This is a genomic window from Parasedimentitalea psychrophila (assembly GCF_030285785.1).
Taxonomy (GTDB): Bacteria; Pseudomonadota; Alphaproteobacteria; order Rhodobacterales; family Rhodobacteraceae; genus Parasedimentitalea; species Parasedimentitalea psychrophila.
Window position 1 is genome coordinate 3,077,488 of sequence record NZ_CP127247.1, and the last position, 15,537, is coordinate 3,093,024.

The 15,537-nt window shown below is 54.3% G+C and carries 14 protein-coding genes and 2 pseudogenes; 12 read left to right on the forward strand and 4 right to left on the reverse strand.

Annotated elements, in window-relative coordinates; genetic code table 11:
- The first annotated feature begins 537 nt into the window (after nucleotides 1-537).
- Nucleotides 538-2,541: an AsmA family protein gene (locus QPJ95_RS15000; RefSeq protein ID WP_270917204.1), complete on the forward strand. Its 2,004-nt coding sequence runs from the start codon at nucleotides 538-540 to the stop codon at nucleotides 2,539-2,541.
- Nucleotides 2,542-2,634: 93 nt separating this feature from the next.
- Here the strand turns inward: QPJ95_RS15000 and QPJ95_RS15005 are convergent, their stop codons facing one another.
- Nucleotides 2,635-3,933 (reverse strand): AI-2E family transporter, encoded by a 1,299-nt coding sequence (locus tag QPJ95_RS15005; RefSeq protein ID WP_270916933.1) that lies wholly within the window; start codon nucleotides 3,931-3,933, stop codon nucleotides 2,635-2,637.
- A 442-nt stretch (nucleotides 3,934-4,375) separates the two neighbouring features.
- Between QPJ95_RS15005 and QPJ95_RS15010 the strand changes: the two genes are divergently transcribed.
- The 5 genes and pseudogenes from QPJ95_RS15010 to QPJ95_RS24250 form a co-directional block, all read left to right on the forward strand.
- Nucleotides 4,376-5,881, forward strand: a complete 1,506-nt coding sequence (locus QPJ95_RS15010) for an arylsulfatase (protein ID WP_270917205.1) — start codon at nucleotides 4,376-4,378, stop codon at nucleotides 5,879-5,881.
- Between the two features lie 105 nt (nucleotides 5,882-5,986).
- A complete protein-coding gene (locus tag QPJ95_RS15015; RefSeq protein WP_270916934.1) occupies nucleotides 5,987-6,496 on the forward strand; it encodes a DUF1269 domain-containing protein in 510 nt (169 codons plus the stop codon).
- Nucleotides 6,497-6,582: 86 nt separating this feature from the next.
- Nucleotides 6,583-6,993 carry a PRC-barrel domain-containing protein gene (locus QPJ95_RS15020; RefSeq protein ID WP_270916935.1) on the forward strand — a complete coding sequence of 137 codons (411 nt, stop codon included), beginning with the start codon at nucleotides 6,583-6,585 and terminating at the stop codon, nucleotides 6,991-6,993.
- Nucleotides 6,994-7,103: 110 nt separating this feature from the next.
- Nucleotides 7,104-7,670 (forward strand): HdeD family acid-resistance protein, encoded by a 567-nt coding sequence (locus QPJ95_RS15025; protein ID WP_270916936.1) that lies wholly within the window; start codon nucleotides 7,104-7,106, stop codon nucleotides 7,668-7,670.
- 71 nt (nucleotides 7,671-7,741) lie between these two features.
- Nucleotides 7,742-7,999: pseudogene (locus tag QPJ95_RS24250) on the forward strand (hypothetical protein); the annotation flags it as partial.
- A 23-nt stretch (nucleotides 8,000-8,022) separates the two neighbouring features.
- On the opposite strand, the pseudogene QPJ95_RS24255 reads toward QPJ95_RS24250, so the two are convergent.
- Nucleotides 8,023-8,199 (reverse strand): annotated as a pseudogene (locus tag QPJ95_RS24255) (helix-turn-helix domain-containing protein); the annotation flags it as partial.
- Between the two features lie 330 nt (nucleotides 8,200-8,529).
- Here QPJ95_RS24255 and QPJ95_RS15030 point away from each other — a divergent pair.
- On the forward strand, nucleotides 8,530-9,387 hold the full coding sequence (locus tag QPJ95_RS15030; protein ID WP_270916938.1) for a DUF1269 domain-containing protein: 858 nt from the start codon (nucleotides 8,530-8,532) through the stop codon (nucleotides 9,385-9,387).
- Nucleotides 9,388-9,511: 124 nt separating this feature from the next.
- Here QPJ95_RS15030 and QPJ95_RS15035 read toward each other — a convergent pair whose 3' ends face one another.
- Entirely contained in the window at nucleotides 9,512-10,360 is an 849-nt protein-coding gene (locus QPJ95_RS15035) for a YihY/virulence factor BrkB family protein (RefSeq protein ID WP_270916939.1), read from the reverse strand.
- A gap of 279 nt (nucleotides 10,361-10,639) precedes the next feature.
- Between QPJ95_RS15035 and QPJ95_RS15040 the strand changes: the two genes are divergently transcribed.
- Genes QPJ95_RS15040 through QPJ95_RS15055 form a run of 4 tightly spaced genes read left to right on the forward strand, consistent with a single transcriptional unit; the run spans nucleotide 10,640 to nucleotide 12,833 of the window.
- Entirely contained in the window at nucleotides 10,640-10,876 is a 237-nt protein-coding gene (locus QPJ95_RS15040) for a hypothetical protein (RefSeq protein ID WP_270916940.1), read from the forward strand.
- 60 nt (nucleotides 10,877-10,936) lie between these two features.
- On the forward strand, nucleotides 10,937-12,058 hold the full coding sequence (locus tag QPJ95_RS15045; protein ID WP_270917206.1) for an AI-2E family transporter: 1,122 nt from the start codon (nucleotides 10,937-10,939) through the stop codon (nucleotides 12,056-12,058).
- Nucleotides 12,059-12,063: 5 nt separating this feature from the next.
- Nucleotides 12,064-12,360, forward strand: coding sequence for a hypothetical protein (locus QPJ95_RS15050; protein WP_270916941.1), 297 nt, complete (start codon nucleotides 12,064-12,066; stop codon nucleotides 12,358-12,360).
- A gap of 11 nt (nucleotides 12,361-12,371) precedes the next feature.
- On the forward strand, nucleotides 12,372-12,833 hold the full coding sequence (locus QPJ95_RS15055) for a phage holin family protein (RefSeq protein ID WP_270916942.1): 462 nt from the start codon (nucleotides 12,372-12,374) through the stop codon (nucleotides 12,831-12,833).
- Here the strand turns inward: QPJ95_RS15055 and QPJ95_RS15060 are convergent.
- On the reverse strand, nucleotides 12,814-13,902 hold the full coding sequence (locus QPJ95_RS15060) for a mechanosensitive ion channel family protein (RefSeq protein WP_270916943.1): 1,089 nt from the start codon (nucleotides 13,900-13,902) through the stop codon (nucleotides 12,814-12,816). The genes QPJ95_RS15055 and QPJ95_RS15060 overlap by 20 nt on opposite strands.
- A gap of 214 nt (nucleotides 13,903-14,116) precedes the next feature.
- Here QPJ95_RS15060 and cls point away from each other — a divergent pair, with 214 nt between their 5' ends.
- Complete coding sequence (gene cls, locus QPJ95_RS15065; RefSeq protein WP_270916944.1) at nucleotides 14,117-15,526, forward strand: cardiolipin synthase; 1,410 nt, start codon at nucleotides 14,117-14,119, stop codon at nucleotides 15,524-15,526.
- The last annotated feature ends 11 nt before the right edge of the window (nucleotides 15,527-15,537 follow it).

The following is a 15,537-nucleotide window of genomic DNA, read 5'->3' on the forward strand; positions in this document are numbered from 1 at the left end:
GAATTGCTAAAAGGTCGGCTCGAACTGCTTGATCTTCATGTTGACGGTGCTGAAGTTGCACTTGTGGTCGATCAGTACGGAACGTCATCCTGGTCGACGGCCAAAGTCAAATCACCTCGTGGCTCAGCCGCTGACATCTCTGAATCCGAACCGGCTGGAAACACGCCACCTCCGCGTTTGAGGGACAAAAACGGCAACCTGGTCGACTTTCTCGCAGGTCATAGGATGCTGTTTTCAAATTCGGAGCTGACCTACAGAGATGCGCGAAACGGTCTGGAATTCGACCTGGTTCTCACGTCTCTGGACGTGACCCAAAAAGACCAGTTTGCCCCTGTGACCCTTCAGGGGGTTGGTCGGCTGAATGGGCAAGATCTGTCCCTCAACGGGACCTTCCCGCAAGAGCAACCGTTCAAGGTCAGTCTAAATTTCAGCCAGATCAGCATCGAGGTTGATGGCAGCCCGGATCCGGGCGGATATGATGTCGGCTACGCAGCTGCCATAGCGGTGGAGATTGGCGAACTGGGCCAGTTGCTGGATGTGCTCAAACTCGAAAAAATGGTGTCCGGCACGGGGCATGTCAGAGCGGTTTTTAAACGCTCTGGAAAATCTGCACGTATCGAAAGCCTGGACATGCTCATCACATTGGATGGCGGACAAAGTCTGCAACTGACGGGCGCGTTGGGGGAGTTGAGCAATCCATCCGACGTCACCCTTGATACCAGCATCCGCCTATATTCAGAGGCCAACCGGCCACCGCCAACTAAGGCGCGGCGGGATTTGAAACTGATCGGTGTTGACATGCAGATCATTGCCCAACCGGACGGGATAGCTCATCGCCGAATGGTGATCGAAACCAATGGTTTTGTTCTCGACACCCGCGGGGAAGGGCCGCCACCGATATCATTTTCAGAGATTTCACGGACGCCGGAAGGACATTTGAGGATCGGCAAGCTGGTGCTCCGGATCGGTCCGCCAGAGGCTAATTTTGTGGTTCTTGAGGGGTCTGTCGAAGATGTTCTGCAGCTGGAAGGCATCGACATTGAAGGCAGGTTGTCGATGCCAATGGCAAGTCTGGTAACCTCGGCGCTGTCTCAGTCATCAGATGCGTTGGGACATCTGACCGGTGGTTTCCGCCTAAGCGGCAATGCCCACGAACTCAGCCTTTCGGACCTGAGGGCAGCCTCTCAGGGCACCGATCTCTGGAGCCTGAAGGTTAGCGGGGCGATCGAAAATCTGCTCCAGTTCAGAGATATCGCACTAGATATCGCTGTTGATGTCCCGTCAGGCGCAAAGCTACTGAGTGCGTTGAAACTGGACCCCATCAAAACCGGACCTCTAGCGGTGACTTACCAATTGTCGACATTGGGGAGCGAGTGGGCAACCGAGGTCACTATTGCCGTGGCGGCGTCCCAGCTTGGCTTCAACATGAAACTTGATATTGACGATCCTTCTCAAAAGATAAGAGGCCAGATTGTAAGTGACCTGATCAGGGTTAGACATTTGCGCGATATTATTGCCGCGGCGATGCAGTTGGCGAAGCTTAACGATTTGGCGCGAGCCGCGTCCCAGGGAAATGCCCCTGCCAGTCCCCCTCACCAAAGTGAGGACGTCATTGGGCCCGAGCCCTTGGTGCTGAAAAGCCCGGAACAGACCGATCCAGCCGACACCGAAGGAACGGATGGTGATGCCATTGCAGGTGCCAGCACCTCGCAACCGACAGGCCCATTTCGCAATGTGACCCTGCAGCCCCTGGGCCAATCAATTCTGTTGTCCGGCATTGATCTTGGGGTCGCAATTGATCTGCGCAAGATCGAAGGTGTCAAAGGGGCCAGTCATCTGACAAGTGATCTCGAGATCAAAGACCAGAAGGCGCGTTTAGGTCCGCTAAAGTTCGAATACGGCGGCGGTCATTTTAACGTCAGTGGAGCAATGAATTTGAAAGACGCCCCCGACACCTTGCAACTGTCAGGATCCATGGGCGGATGGAACTTTGGAAATATCATGCAAGACCTAGGGTTCAAAAAACGCGCCAGCGGTACTTTGTATGCCACTTTTGATGTTTCTGGCAGCCACGCCTCGACCCGAGACTTTCTCGCAACCCTGAGAGGCCGCGCTACGGTGTCGATGAAAAACGGCAATATAGATTCCCAACTTCTGGATCTGGCGGGCCTGGGTGTCGTTCCGTGGCTGTTCTCGAAAGAACGCGAAGCGGTTGTAACCATTGTCTGTGTGCGTGCGCCGATTACGATCTCGAAGGGACGCCTAACCACGAAACAAGCGGTCGTCGAAACCGATCGGGTGCAGCTTGTGGTGCTTGGCAATGTAGACCTGAAACATCAGACGCTGGATATTGTGGGGCAGCCACGGCGGATCGGCAAGCCGCTGTCGCGCAGCCCGTGGCCTTTCACGGCCGCCGGACCAATCGCCAATCCAAAGATAAAGGTCCAGGACGGGCCTCGACGCCTGCGCCGTTCGGATGGGGCGTCAACGATGCCCCAGAAACGCAAAAACTGCGTTCCGGATATTCTGCAACTGAGGTAACTGGCGGTGCCGGATTGCCACCCGAAATGTCTCCTCCAACGGTAAATCCGTAATTCAATTTCTGGAAGGCCGAGGGCGTCATGCGCTCTGGTTTTATTTGGGTCCCTCAGGCTTGTTCTCGCTGAATGCGCGCTTCAGCTGCTCCACTTCGGCATCAAGCTCGGATTTGGATAGGGTGACCGCAAAAGATCGTTTATTTTGAAGGTCTTCGCCTGGATCCTGATTGGATTCAGGTTTCTGCAGTTCATCGCCCCCATCTGCAACCTGCGGTTTGTTCTTGCCGCGGTCAAATCGCAGTGAGGATGCCGCGACCGCGTGCCAAACTGTGATGAACAAGCCGGCGATTACCGGGCCGAAAATCAACCCTGATGCGCCGAACACGGCAAGACCACCTAAAGTGCTAACAAATATCATCAGATCAGACATCTGGGCATCCCGACCAACAAGCGTCGGGCGCAGGATGTTGTCGATGGTGCCCACAACCAGAACCGCCCAAAGAGCCAGGCCAATGGCGGCCGTGACTGCACCTTGCACTGCCAGATAGATCGCGCCGCCGATCACAACAGCGGTGGCCCCCAAACCCGGAATGGCCGCTGCGATGGCCATGATCACGCTCCAGAAAGCCGCCCCTTCGATCCCGGCCATCCAGAACCCAAACCCGCCAAGAGCCCCTTGGATCACGCCAATTAGCAACGTGCCCTTGATCGTCGCCCGGCTGACCGAAACAATCCTTTCATTCAGCTTCTCCTGAAGCTCAACGGCCAACCCTGTGTTCGCAAGGACTGGTCGAAAGGCCGAAGTTTTCATTGGCAGGAAAAAGAACATTGCATACAGAAAGGTAAACAGGCCCAGGAAAAAGCTGGCCGTTCCGTTGGTCAGGCCAGACAGTGATGAGGCCAGAAACGAGGCGATGCTCCCTAGCATTTGCTCCACTTTTTCAACGATCTGAGGTCCTGCTTCGGTAAGGTCCTGGCGAAACGGCATCCACTCCGGAAAATCGAATGTGCCTAGTTTCAGTGCCTCAACGTTTTCCGATAGATTGTCCAATAGCTGGTCGGCTCCCTCGATCAATCCTGAAGCCTGGGTTGCCGCAAGATATGCAATGCCGATAAGCGGACCGACCACAATGACAATTCCCATCAGCACCGTGATCGTGCTGGCCAACCCAGTTCGATTGCCGACACGAGCAAGAACAGCGCGGTAGAGTGGTTGGACGAGTACCGAGCAGATCGCGGCAAGAACCAGCGCGCTCAAGAACGGGCGTATGATTTCGAAGAAGGCGAAAGTGACAATTACAGTCGCTGTCGCGAGAGAGACCAAGGCCACAACAGATCGAGAAATATTAGCCGGTTGATCGGGGTCCGTCGCGTCAGTCGAAGTTTCAGATTCCATCTGGATCGTCCTTTGGCGTTTGATCAATATTGCTATCACAAGACACGCGAAACTCCATACAAACCTGCTGAAAGCCCGTTGTGGAACCGACAGGGAAGACCCACGCCAAGCAGCGTCCGAATTGAGTGACCGGCAACAGCAACGCTGCCTCCCGCTGTGCCTGAGGGTCGTTCAGTGAGACTAATATATAGATCGCAACTCGAACCATGGCACCTCCCCAAGCCGTCTCATTTTGAGCATCAGAATGCGAGAAATGCAAAAGATGCGCTGCAGATGTACCAAATACAGTCCCGCGCCCTACCTAAGAATATTGCCAATTTTAGATCCCGTTTGTAACTTTAGATAAAGGATCCGGCTTATGCCCCTTATGAGTATGAGTTTTTCCCGACTGCGGAAACTACCACTTCAAACTGCAGGCGTTGCCATTGCAGCTTTGCTGGCCATGCCGGCCCTAGCGCAGGACAAACCCAACATACTGGTGATTTGGGGGGATGACATCGGTCAATCCAACATTTCCGCCTACACAATGGGTCTGATGGGGTATCGCACACCCAATATCGACCGGGTTGCCAAAGAGGGGATGATTTTTACCGACTACTACGGCGAGCAATCCTGCACCGCCGGGCGGTCTTCCTATATCATGGGCCAGTCAGTCTATCGCACCGGTCTCTCCAAAGTGGGATTGCCTGGGGCTGATCTTGGCATACAAGTAGAAGATCCGACCATTGCCGGACTGCTCAAGGCCGAAGGCTACGTAACGGGTCAATTTGGCAAGAACCATCTTGGCGATCAGGATGCCATGCTGCCCACCAATCACGGATTTGATGAGTTTTTTGGCAATCTCTACCATTTGAATGCCGAAGAAGAGCCCGAAAATCGCGACTATCCGGGCGATGCAATTCTAGCGGATGGCACTACTTTCCACGAGTCTTTTGGTCCGCGGGGTGTCATCAAGTCCTCGGCTGATGGCGCAATTGAAGACACCGGCCCACTGACTAAAAAGCGGATGGAAACTGTTGATGACGAGACCATCGCCGCGGCCATCGACTTTATCAAGCGTGCAAACGATCAGGGCAAACCATTTTACGTCTGGTGGAACGGCACCCGCATGCATTTTCGCACCCACGTAAAGCCCGAGCATTTCGGAATATCCGGTCAGGACACCTATGGCGACGGGATGGTTGAACATGACATGCATGTGGGACAGTTGCTGGACCTTTTGGATGAACTAGGGATCGCCGACAATACGCTCGTGCAGTACTCGACTGACAATGGCCCACACAAGAATACATGGCCCGATGCAGCCACTAGCCCGTTCTTCAGCGAGAAAAACACCAATTGGGAAGGTGGCTGGAGAGTGCCGTCGATGGTGCGCTGGCCGGGTCAAATTGAGGCTGGCAGCGTGTCCAACGAGATCATGCACCACATGGACTGGTTGCCGACTTTCCTGGCAGTAGCCGGAAACAGCTCCATCAAGGAACAACTGCTGGAAGGTGGCGTTCATGCCATTGGCCGCGAGTACAGGGTGCATCTGGATGGCTACAACTTCCTTCCAGTTCTGACTGGCGAAGTTGAAAAAGGCCCGCGTCACGAAATCTTCTATTTCGCGGACACCGGTGAGCTGACGGCCCTGCGCTATGATGATTGGAAATTGATCTTCATGGAGCAGAAGGCTGTATATACTTTGCGGGCCTGGATCGAGCCGTGGACAGCGTTGCGGGTTCCCTTAATGACCAACTTGCGCCGTGACCCGTTCGAGCAAGCGCATCTGACGTCAAACACCTATTTCGACTGGATGATTGACCGCGTCTTTCTCTTGGTGCCGGCCCAGAAATATGTGGGGCAGTTCCTGGCAACGTTCCAGGAATTTCCACCACGCCAGAAACCGGCCAGCTTTTCCATCGACCAAGTTATGGAAGCAATGGCTGAAAATAACGGCAGCAAGTGATCCAGGATTGCTGATCTGTCAAATGAGCGGTGCCGCACATTGGATTGTCCGGCACCGCTCTCTGAAATCCTTTCTGACCAACAATTATTGATAGGGAAACATCCAATGTCCAATCTTGTCATAATTCTGTTTGAAGGCCGTCATACTGCGGATGAGGCCCTGTTGCGTGTCGCAAAGATGACTGACAACTGGGAGGCCGATATTGATGACTTCATCGTCGTTACCCGTGGTGCCGATGGCAACATGCGGATCAAGAATTCCGACGCACTGACCGCAACCGGAATGCTTGGTGGGGGTGCGATCGGGTCTCTGACGGGGATGATGATCGGCGCACTTGCAGGTAACCCGGCTGCGGGGCTTCTCCTTGGGGCAGCGGCTGGAACTTCGATGGGCACACTTGCAGGCGCATTGGATCAGGCCGACGAAGAAGATGATCTGGCGGCGCGGCTCGGGGCTAAGCTCAAGCCCGATACCTCAGCGTTGGCAATGATCGGATGGACGGACCGACCAACGAAACTTCTGAACGAATTGGAGGGTATGAAGGGCGAAATTATCGAAACGTCATTGTCGGTCAGCGACGAGAAAGAATTGCGCGCGGCCCTGTCCGGGAACTGACCAGAGAACTGACGATCTCAAGGTGTCTTGATAATTGGGCGCCCGAAAACACACAAAATGACTACCCATTCAAGGACACAAATCGGATGAAACACAAATTTTGGGCTACGGCCGTTGTCATGAGTGCAATTTCTATAAATGTCCCCACAATCGTAACCGCAGAAGCGCAACATGTGGCTGGCGGTATTTTGCTAGAGTACAAAGACATGGATGTTGCTGTGGTCGCGGGCGGTTGGAGCGTGGTCGAATTGCTGCGCGGCAGTGTTTACAACGAGCTCGGGGATTTTGTCGGTTACGTTCACGATGCTATTGTCTTGCCAAGCGGTGACACAACATTTGTCATCATCAATGTCGCTGGTTTTCTCAATATTGGTAACAAGTTGGTCGCTGTACCAACGGTAGCGTTGGGGATCAAAGACAACGGCGACTTTGTATTGCCGAACGCGACGAAGGACAATCTGAGTGAATTGCCGTCGTTCCATTACGCCAGAAACTGACGTTGCCCGGCAGTCTGAATTGCCGTTGGAAGCCAGAGTCATAGCGAACTGAGAGCGGATCAGATGTTTGTCTGGCCCATGCGCATCGACAATAATAAGGGATGGAATATATGCCCACAGCTATGCAGAACGAAGCAGCAGATATTCAAAAAAACTGGGGCTGGTTCCTTGCTTTGGGCATAGTGATGGCAATCGGTGGATTTAGCGCCTTTCTCGCTCCGTTCCTCGTTTCTCTGGCGGTGGAAATGATCGTTGGAATCTTCATCGGTGTCGGTGGCATCATGATGCTGGTTCAGGTTTTCAAGACGAGCAATGACTGGAACGCTCGGCTTACGTATCTGATCCTGGGGCTGTTCAACTCCTTCGCTGGTGCAATGCTGTTTTTCCGTCCACTGGAAGGTATGCTTGCGCTGACGCTGGTGTTGATTGTTGCAGTTTTCGTGAACGGGTTGATACGGATCGCGGTCGGCGTGATGGCCCGTCCCGAACCCGGGTCCGCATGGGTTATTTTTGGCGGCGTCGTCTCAGTTCTGGCATCCGCGTATCTGATGGCACGGTATCCGGAAATTAGTGCTGTGCTATTGGGTATTTTGGTTGGAGTGTCGTTGATCGGAGAGGGGGCCGGATTTATCCGGCTTGCCTATGGCCTGAAGAATAATGTCTCGGTAGCGATCTAACCGTCGCATTTTAAACTCAATATCAATCGGAGCGGGGATCATAAATCCGCCCCAACTTGCATGAGGTGCCAATGTTTCGGATTCCCACAGTTCCCTTGGTCGCGGCCGTAGTTTCCTTGTGCGTCGCGGCTTTGATAGCGACGGTATCAACCGCCAGTGACAAGCCTCGGTTGATACTGCAGATCACTGTGGATCAGCTACGTGGGGATTTTATTGATAGATACAGTGCCCATATCGGCGAAGGCGGGTTCCGCTCTCTGCAAGAACACGCCGTCACCTTCAGCAACGCTCATCATCGGCACGCAAACAACGAAACAATTGTCGGCCATACCACACTGTCGACCGGAACCGATCCAGCCATCGACGGCATACACGGGTCAGAGAAATGGTTGCGCTTCAGCTCTCGAAATATCGTAGATCGACAACGCTTCAAAACACGTGCCATCTCGTCAACAGGGACCTTTGCGTGTCTCCAGCGTTCTATTCTGCGTCGTTCTGTGATACTAAGTTGGCTATAAACGGTTCCCATGCCGATTCCTCTTGTTAGATAAACTACTGTTTTCTAACAAGAGTCGCAGTTGGGGGTAGCGCGCACCGACAGCCCCGATTTGGTCGTATAACTTTGCCAATGACAGCTATTCGGTGCCGATTGGTCTTCGTCTGGGGAAGGTCAGTAAGCGTGGAAACACGGTATTCAACTTCTTTGTCGAACCACAATACTCGGTCTTCACTCGCGGCAGTGGCCTGCCGAAATGGCAGATCTACATGGCCTGAACATGCAATTTTTCCCAAACCCATAAACACCGCCTGAGATGACAGACGTTCCAACCTTCACCTCCAAGCCACAAGGAAACCATCCATGGAAAAATTTATCGCTGTTGTGTTTGATACAGAAGAAGCCGCCTACAAAGGTGAAACCGCGCTGCGAGACCTGCACCGGAACGGCGAGTTGGCGGTCTATGCCGCCGCGGTGATCGGCAAAGATCAAGAGGGCAAGGTCGAAACCAAAAAGTTCGACGACGAAGGTCCTATAGGCACCGCCTTTGGCTTGATCCTTGGCGGTGTCGTCGGGGTACTTGCCGGACCCGTTGCCGTGGCCTCAGGCGCTGTGCTGGCCGGTTCGGCAGCTGCGGCCTCTGCTGCGGCAACAGGCCTGGCAGCCGGATCGCTGACGGGTGGCATGTTTGGCATGTACCGCGACCTTTGGGTTGCTGGCATTGATTCCGAGATGCTCGATCAGGTCAGCCTGGAGCTGCTGCCGGGGAAATCATGTCTTATTGCTTCGGTGGATGAAGTCTGGACCTCGCCTCTGGACGCTCAAATGGCCAGCGCCGGGGGCACCGTGTTTCGTAAGCTGCGGGTGGATGCGATCGACGAGCAGTTTGAGACTGAAATGGCCGAACTGGACCGCGAGATCGCCGACCTTAACGAAGAGATGGCGCAATCGTCGGAGGCACCCAAGAAGGCTATCCACGCCAAAATTAATGCGGCAAAAGTGAAAATGACGGAGTCCCGCAGCAAAATCACCCATCGCTTGGATGAGCTTGACCGCGAGGCTGGCGCCCGTTTGGAGGCCATCGACCAGCAGATCACCACCGCCGCGGACAACACCCGTGAGAAATTCAAAAAGCGTAAAACAGAAATTCAGGCGGACTATAAAGAACGCAAAGCCAAATTGGATGCATCAATGGCTTTGGCCAAAGACGCGCTGGCCTGATCCAGGCACACCTAGACCTATGGCGAGCCTAACCTGCGCTGAGCCTCTATTGGTGCAGGCGGCCTGTCGCAAGATAGTAAGGGATGCAGCTCCGTCGCGCAGTCACGCGCGGGTCTTGCATCATTCAGTCTCCTGTGCCGGTGCCTGCGTCTTGACCTGCAATAAGCCGACCATTGAACTCTGCGCCGATTACAAAAATCGCCGCCATAACGTACAGGAATACCAGTGCAGTCATCACCCCTGCCAAACCTGCATAAGTAATGCTGTAGGCAGAAAAATTCGAAACATATTGCGCGAAAATCCCGCCGCTGGTGATCCAGAGAACCACGGTCAGCACGACACCGGGAAGCACCTGCTTCAGAGAGTGGCTGTGGCCCGGCAACCATAGATGACAGGCCAAGACCGAAAAAATCAGCAAAATGAATGAAACGGCATGGCGCAGGGCTTCATAGGACAGAGCCCCGTCTTCAGTCATTTCAGAGCGTCCATAGACAGCCTCAATATAAACCGGAACTGCAAAAACCAAAGCCGCCGAAAAAGTCAGGATTGCTGCGCCGCACAGGACAAACAAAACACATACTGCACGCGATTTCCAAAGTGGCCGTGGATCGTGCTCGCGGTAAGCATCCGTTAGGGTCTGGCGCACGGCATCCACCCCGTTGGAGGCAAAAAACACCGCCAACAAACCGCCAATTGTCAGAGTCTTCAGGCTGCTGTCGCGCAGAACCGCCTGCACCTCATTTACAATCGGAGCCGCAATGCTGTCCGGCCAGGTCCCGTAGACAAATTCGACAATGTCCTGGGTCGAAACCCCATCCGACACCGCCCGCCCCAAGGACAGCGCAAAGATCGTGAAAGGAAACAAGGCCAGCATCATCGACATGGCTATATGGCTGCTTTTGGACCACCCGTGCTGGCTGTCGAACCGGACCAAAGCGGCCCAGAGTGCCAATGTTATTTGCCGCGCCGTCATCACCCGGAACCTCGCCCCTCAAAATAGGAGTTTCTAATGATAGGTCAAACGCCCCAAATGGGCCTATTTGCGCCAGTTCACAGGGCATTTTACCACAGCTTAGAACTGCTGCGGAGCTGCCGCAACAATTATGTACTGGCTGCAAACGACCAGTAGCTTGCTGGCCAATGAATTCAAAATAATCATTGATATGTGAAAATAAATCGATTGCCCGGGAAATTACGCTATGTAGTTAAAGGTCGTAGAAAGCCCTTGTCGAATTCTTGAAAAGAGATGCAAATGACTGACATAATTGATATTTTGGCAAACTTAAAGCAACGCCGCGATGAGCTGCGTTTGCAGCTGCATCTGGCATCTAAGGAGGCCGAGGATGAATGGGAAGAGTTGACGGGCGAATGGGACAAGTTCCTGTCCCACTCTCAATTCGAACAAACCGCCGAAGATGTGGGCGAAGCGGCCAAGGAAATCGGCCTGAAGATGAAGGCGGCCTATGACCGCATGAAGAAAGGCGCTTAACCATGTCCGGAGAAAGTCCCGGATATGGCTGAACCCGCCACCGGAGCCAGTTCAGCCAAGATGACGTTTGGCCTGGCTTTCTGGCATCGCCTTGTTGTTGTGGTGTTTTTTACCGTGGCGGGCCTTGTTCTGGCCGCCGATGTACTGGCGCCTCTTTCCGTCGCCTTGCTGCTGTTTGTCCTGCTGACGGCCATCATTGACCGCATTGGCAAGATCGACATTGGCGGTCGTCAGGTTCCAGGCTGGTTGGCCCATGTTCTGGGCATTGCCCTGGTGTTGTTTGGCCTGCTCGGCATTCTTTCGATATTGTCCAATCAAGCAGGCGACGTGGCCGCAGCGCTTCCTCGGTACGAAGAGCGGTTTGCCAGCATTGCCAGCCGCGTTATTGCCCTGGTTGGCGACACAAATTATGCCGCCGCACAATCCGCGCTGAGTGACCTGAACATTGCCGATTTCGCCTCAGGGCTACTCAGCTCTGCCGGAACCTTTCTGAGCGCGTTTTTCTTGGTGTTGCTGTACATCCCGTTCATGATGCTGGAACGGGGGCCCATGCGGGCAAAGATCGAACTGGCTTCCCCTGATGAGGGGTTTAGTGCCAACCTGCGCCGTGTACTCCGCAGCATTTCCCTAAGCCTTCAACGTTACATGGGTATCAAAACGTCTGTCAGCCTCCTGACCGGGATGGGCAGCTACGCAATAATGCGCCCGGTCGGGCTCGACTTTGCGGAGACCTGGGCCGTTCTCGCTTTTGCACTGAATTTCATTCCGACCATAGGGTCGATTATGGCGGTTGCCCTGCCATCGCTGGTGGCGCTGGTCCAGTTTGAAACCTTTACCCCGTTCCTGATCATCGTTGCTGGTTGCGGGGGGGTACAATTTGTCGTCGGCAACATACTTGAGCCGTCTCTGACCGGCCGCTCGCTTAACTTATCTCCCCTTATGGTCGTCTTGGCCCTCACGTTCTGGACAGCTATTTGGGGGATAACCGGGGCCTGGCTAAGTGTCCCGATCACCGTCTGTGCGTTGATCGTCATGTCACATATTCCAGCAACGCAAAGCCTGGCCATTCTGATGTCAGGGGACGGCAAGCTTTTGCAAAGCACATCGGAGGATGCAGACAACCAGCCGGGAAAGCCGCTGCATCAGACCGGAGCGGCGCCGACACCAGCGCAAGGGGAGTAAGACTATTGGCGACAAAAGCACAGCTAGAAGCGGAACTTGCCGAGTTGAGGCAGCAGCTTGCGCAACAGAAGGCAGCCGCAACCGCTGCCGCAGCCAGTGAGGCTGGTAGGGGAAGTGTTGCAACCGACGGGGGCCTTTCCCAGCACAGCTCGGATGACCCGGTCAGTGATCCAGATAATCCGGACTGGGAGGAACAACTTCAGGAAGTTCTGGCAGGGCTTGAGGACTTTCCACAGAAAAAACCGCTGTTGCTTGCTTTGGGCGCTTTGGCGCTTGGGTATCTGATCGGCCGTTCGAGATAGGAGCCAAATTCATGAACCGAATATCCAGAAATATTTCTATTATCATGCGCGCGGAACGTCTGATTGCCCAACGCCACCTGGCAATTCTGCGCCGCCAGACCGGTCTTCTGGCCGCGGCGGGGCTGGTCGCTGGTTTGGGCATTATCATGCTGAACATGGCAGCGTATCTTGGCCTGGCCGATGTGGTGTCAAAACCTCTCGCGGCGCTGATCGTGGCAGCTGTCAATCTGGTGCTGGCGGGGATACTCGCGTCAATAGCGGGCAACGCAAATTTCGAGGCGGAAACCGCCCCGGTGGCCGAAGTTCGCGATTTGGCGATGGAAGATCTTGAAGCAGAGTTTCAAGTTGCCGTTGGCGAGGCCAAGGCGGCGGTTGATGGGATAAAACGCATGGCAAATGATCCACTGGGTATGATTGTGCCCGGTGTCGCAGGTGCGGTGGCAAAGGCAGTGGTCAAGAACCTGAAGAGCTGATCACGTCCGGCACGGAAACCTTGGCAAGTTCAACAGTCTGCGTTGGATATGCCAAAGCCGTTCCGGCTTGTTCAACGACTTCAAGGATTTTCAACGACAGCCGTTCGTTGACTTGCAGCGAGTTGGCATAGTCAGGAACCTTGGTCCAGGCATAGAAGATGATTGGGACAGCGCTGTCTGTAAGCGCCTGGACATACACATGCTGCGGCGCGTCATCGGACAATTCAAAATCATCGCTTTGTGACAAATACTGGCGCAGCGCATCCCGCACTTGGGTGATCTGTGCAGGGCTGCTCGACAGCACCAAAGGAATGCTCAGCAAGACGCGACGATTGGTGCGGTGGGTGAAATTGAGAACAACGGCATTGGACAGATCCGAATTAGGAACATAGCGCGGTATCTGGTCAAATCCCTTGATCAGGGTAGATCTGAGATCAATGTTCTCAACGGTTCCAACCAGGACGCCTTCGATCTGGATCACATCGCCAACGGCAAACCGCTTTTCGCTCATATTATTCATCCCGGCAATCAGATTGCGGATCAGATCCTGGGTGGCAATCGCAATCCCGGCCCCCAGCACGCCAACGCCAGTCAGGGCGCCAGTGATGTCAACTTGCCAGACCTTTAACAACGAGGTGATAGCAAACAGGAGAACGCCAAATTGAGCAACCCGCTCCATCCACCTGGCTTCCATGTGGATTTTCCTGAACCGGCCGTTGCGCAACAGCGAAACAAACGGGCCGCTTAGATTGTACCAGCCGGAGAACACCGCGACGATCGCCACCGACGCCAGTATTCTATTGAGCAAACCATCTACGAAATCAGGCAAATTCAGCACGTCCAGCACCGGATAAAGGGCCAGAACAACCACAAGAATTGCAGTCGTAGCGGCCAATTCAGTTCGGACCTGCTCGGGCAGTTGCACAGACAATTGTTTCAAAAGCCGGGTAGACAGGCCCAAAACCCAATGGGCGATTACATTGCGCGCCAGCCAGATCAACACTATGAAAATCAGCGCCAGAAAAAAGTTAGTCTGATCAATGGAGGCCAGCCAATTTGCAAATCGCACCGCAATTCTTGCGGCGGGTTCAGGCAAGGGAAAAGGCTCTGGCTCCATAGATTCCACTTTGTTTCTGCTGCCATTGCCGGTGCCAGACAGCAAGTTTCAGATTGCCGACAATATAGGGCTGTTGATATTTATTCTCGGTCACAACGGCAAAAGAATCCAGTTAATTCTGGCAATTCAAGTGACCGGCTCTAGGCTCATTGACGGAGGAAAGCCTATGGCTGCACAGATTGCCCTGGTGATATTCGCCGTGCTGGAGGCTATTGCTATCTGGTTTTCTTGGCGCGCAATTTCATCTGCGCGAACGTCTCAAGGGGCCGTTGGTTGGGTGATATTCCTGATTGCTGCGCCCTATGCGGGGGTGCCGCTGTATCTGTTTCTGGGGCATCATAAATTCAAACATTACCTGGTTGCCCGGCGCGACAGCGAAGACATCATTGAGGGGGTGAAGACCTTCAAAGACGCCAACGCACCCGCTGCCAAACCCAGTTTTCCTGTTGAAGCCTTTGAGAAAATCTCGGAGCTACCGGCAGTGCGTGGCAACAGTATGACGTTGCTTGTCGATGGCAACGCTACATTCGATGCTATCTTTGCGGCGATCGATGCGGCTGAGACCTATGTTCTGGTGCAGTTTTATATCATTCACGACGATAATCTGGGACAAGCCCTTGCTCAGCACCTGATCGCTGCAGCCAAACGCGGTGTCACTGTAAGGGTTATGTTCGACGCCGTGGGCAGCACCAAACTGCCGCACAGCTATCACCAGCGCTTGCGCGAGGCTGGCGTGCAAGCCGTCGATCCCAAAAAGACCCGTGGCCCTAAGAACCGGTTCCAAATCAACCTGCGCAACCACCGCAAGACGGTTGTGATCGACGGAAAGACCGGCTTCACGGGCGGTTTTAATGTCGGCGACGAATATATGGGCAAAAATCCAAAATTTGGCGACTGGCGCGACACCCATGTCGAACTTCAGGGTCCGGTTGTGACGCAACTACAGCTGGTCTTTGCCGAAGACTGGCATTGGGCCACCTCTGAGGTGCTGACCGATGTTCTGAACTGGGAAGCACCGCACGCCCCCGAGGACATGACCGCGATGATCGTGCCAACCGGTCCGGGCGACGAGATGGAAACCGGGGCTCTGTTCTTCTTCTCAGCCATCAGCGCAGCAACGAGGCGGGTTTGGATTGCGTCACCTTATTTCGTACCGGATACCGACGTCCTGACGGCGCTGAAACACGCGGCCTTGCGCGGGCTGGATGTGCGCATCCTGGTCCCCGAAGTTATAGATCACAAAATCCCCTGGCTGGCGGCCTTTGCCTTTTTCGACGAGGTCAGGGCAGCCGGAGTTCAGGTCTGGCGCTACCAGCCGGGATTTATGCATCAGAAAGTGGTGCTGGTGGATGATGATTTTGCGGCCATTGGCACAACCAACCTGGACAACCGCTCGTTCCGGCTGAATTTCGAGGCCATGGCCGCCTTTTTCGACCCGCGTCCTGCTGCCGCAACAGCAAGCATGCTGGAAAGCGATTTCGAACGCGCTTTGCTGCTAGGCAAAAAACTGCACGAGCAACCCTGGCGTATCCGTGTCGGTGCTCCGATAGCCCGACTGTTTGCGCCTGTGTTGTAGGCCTGCTCATT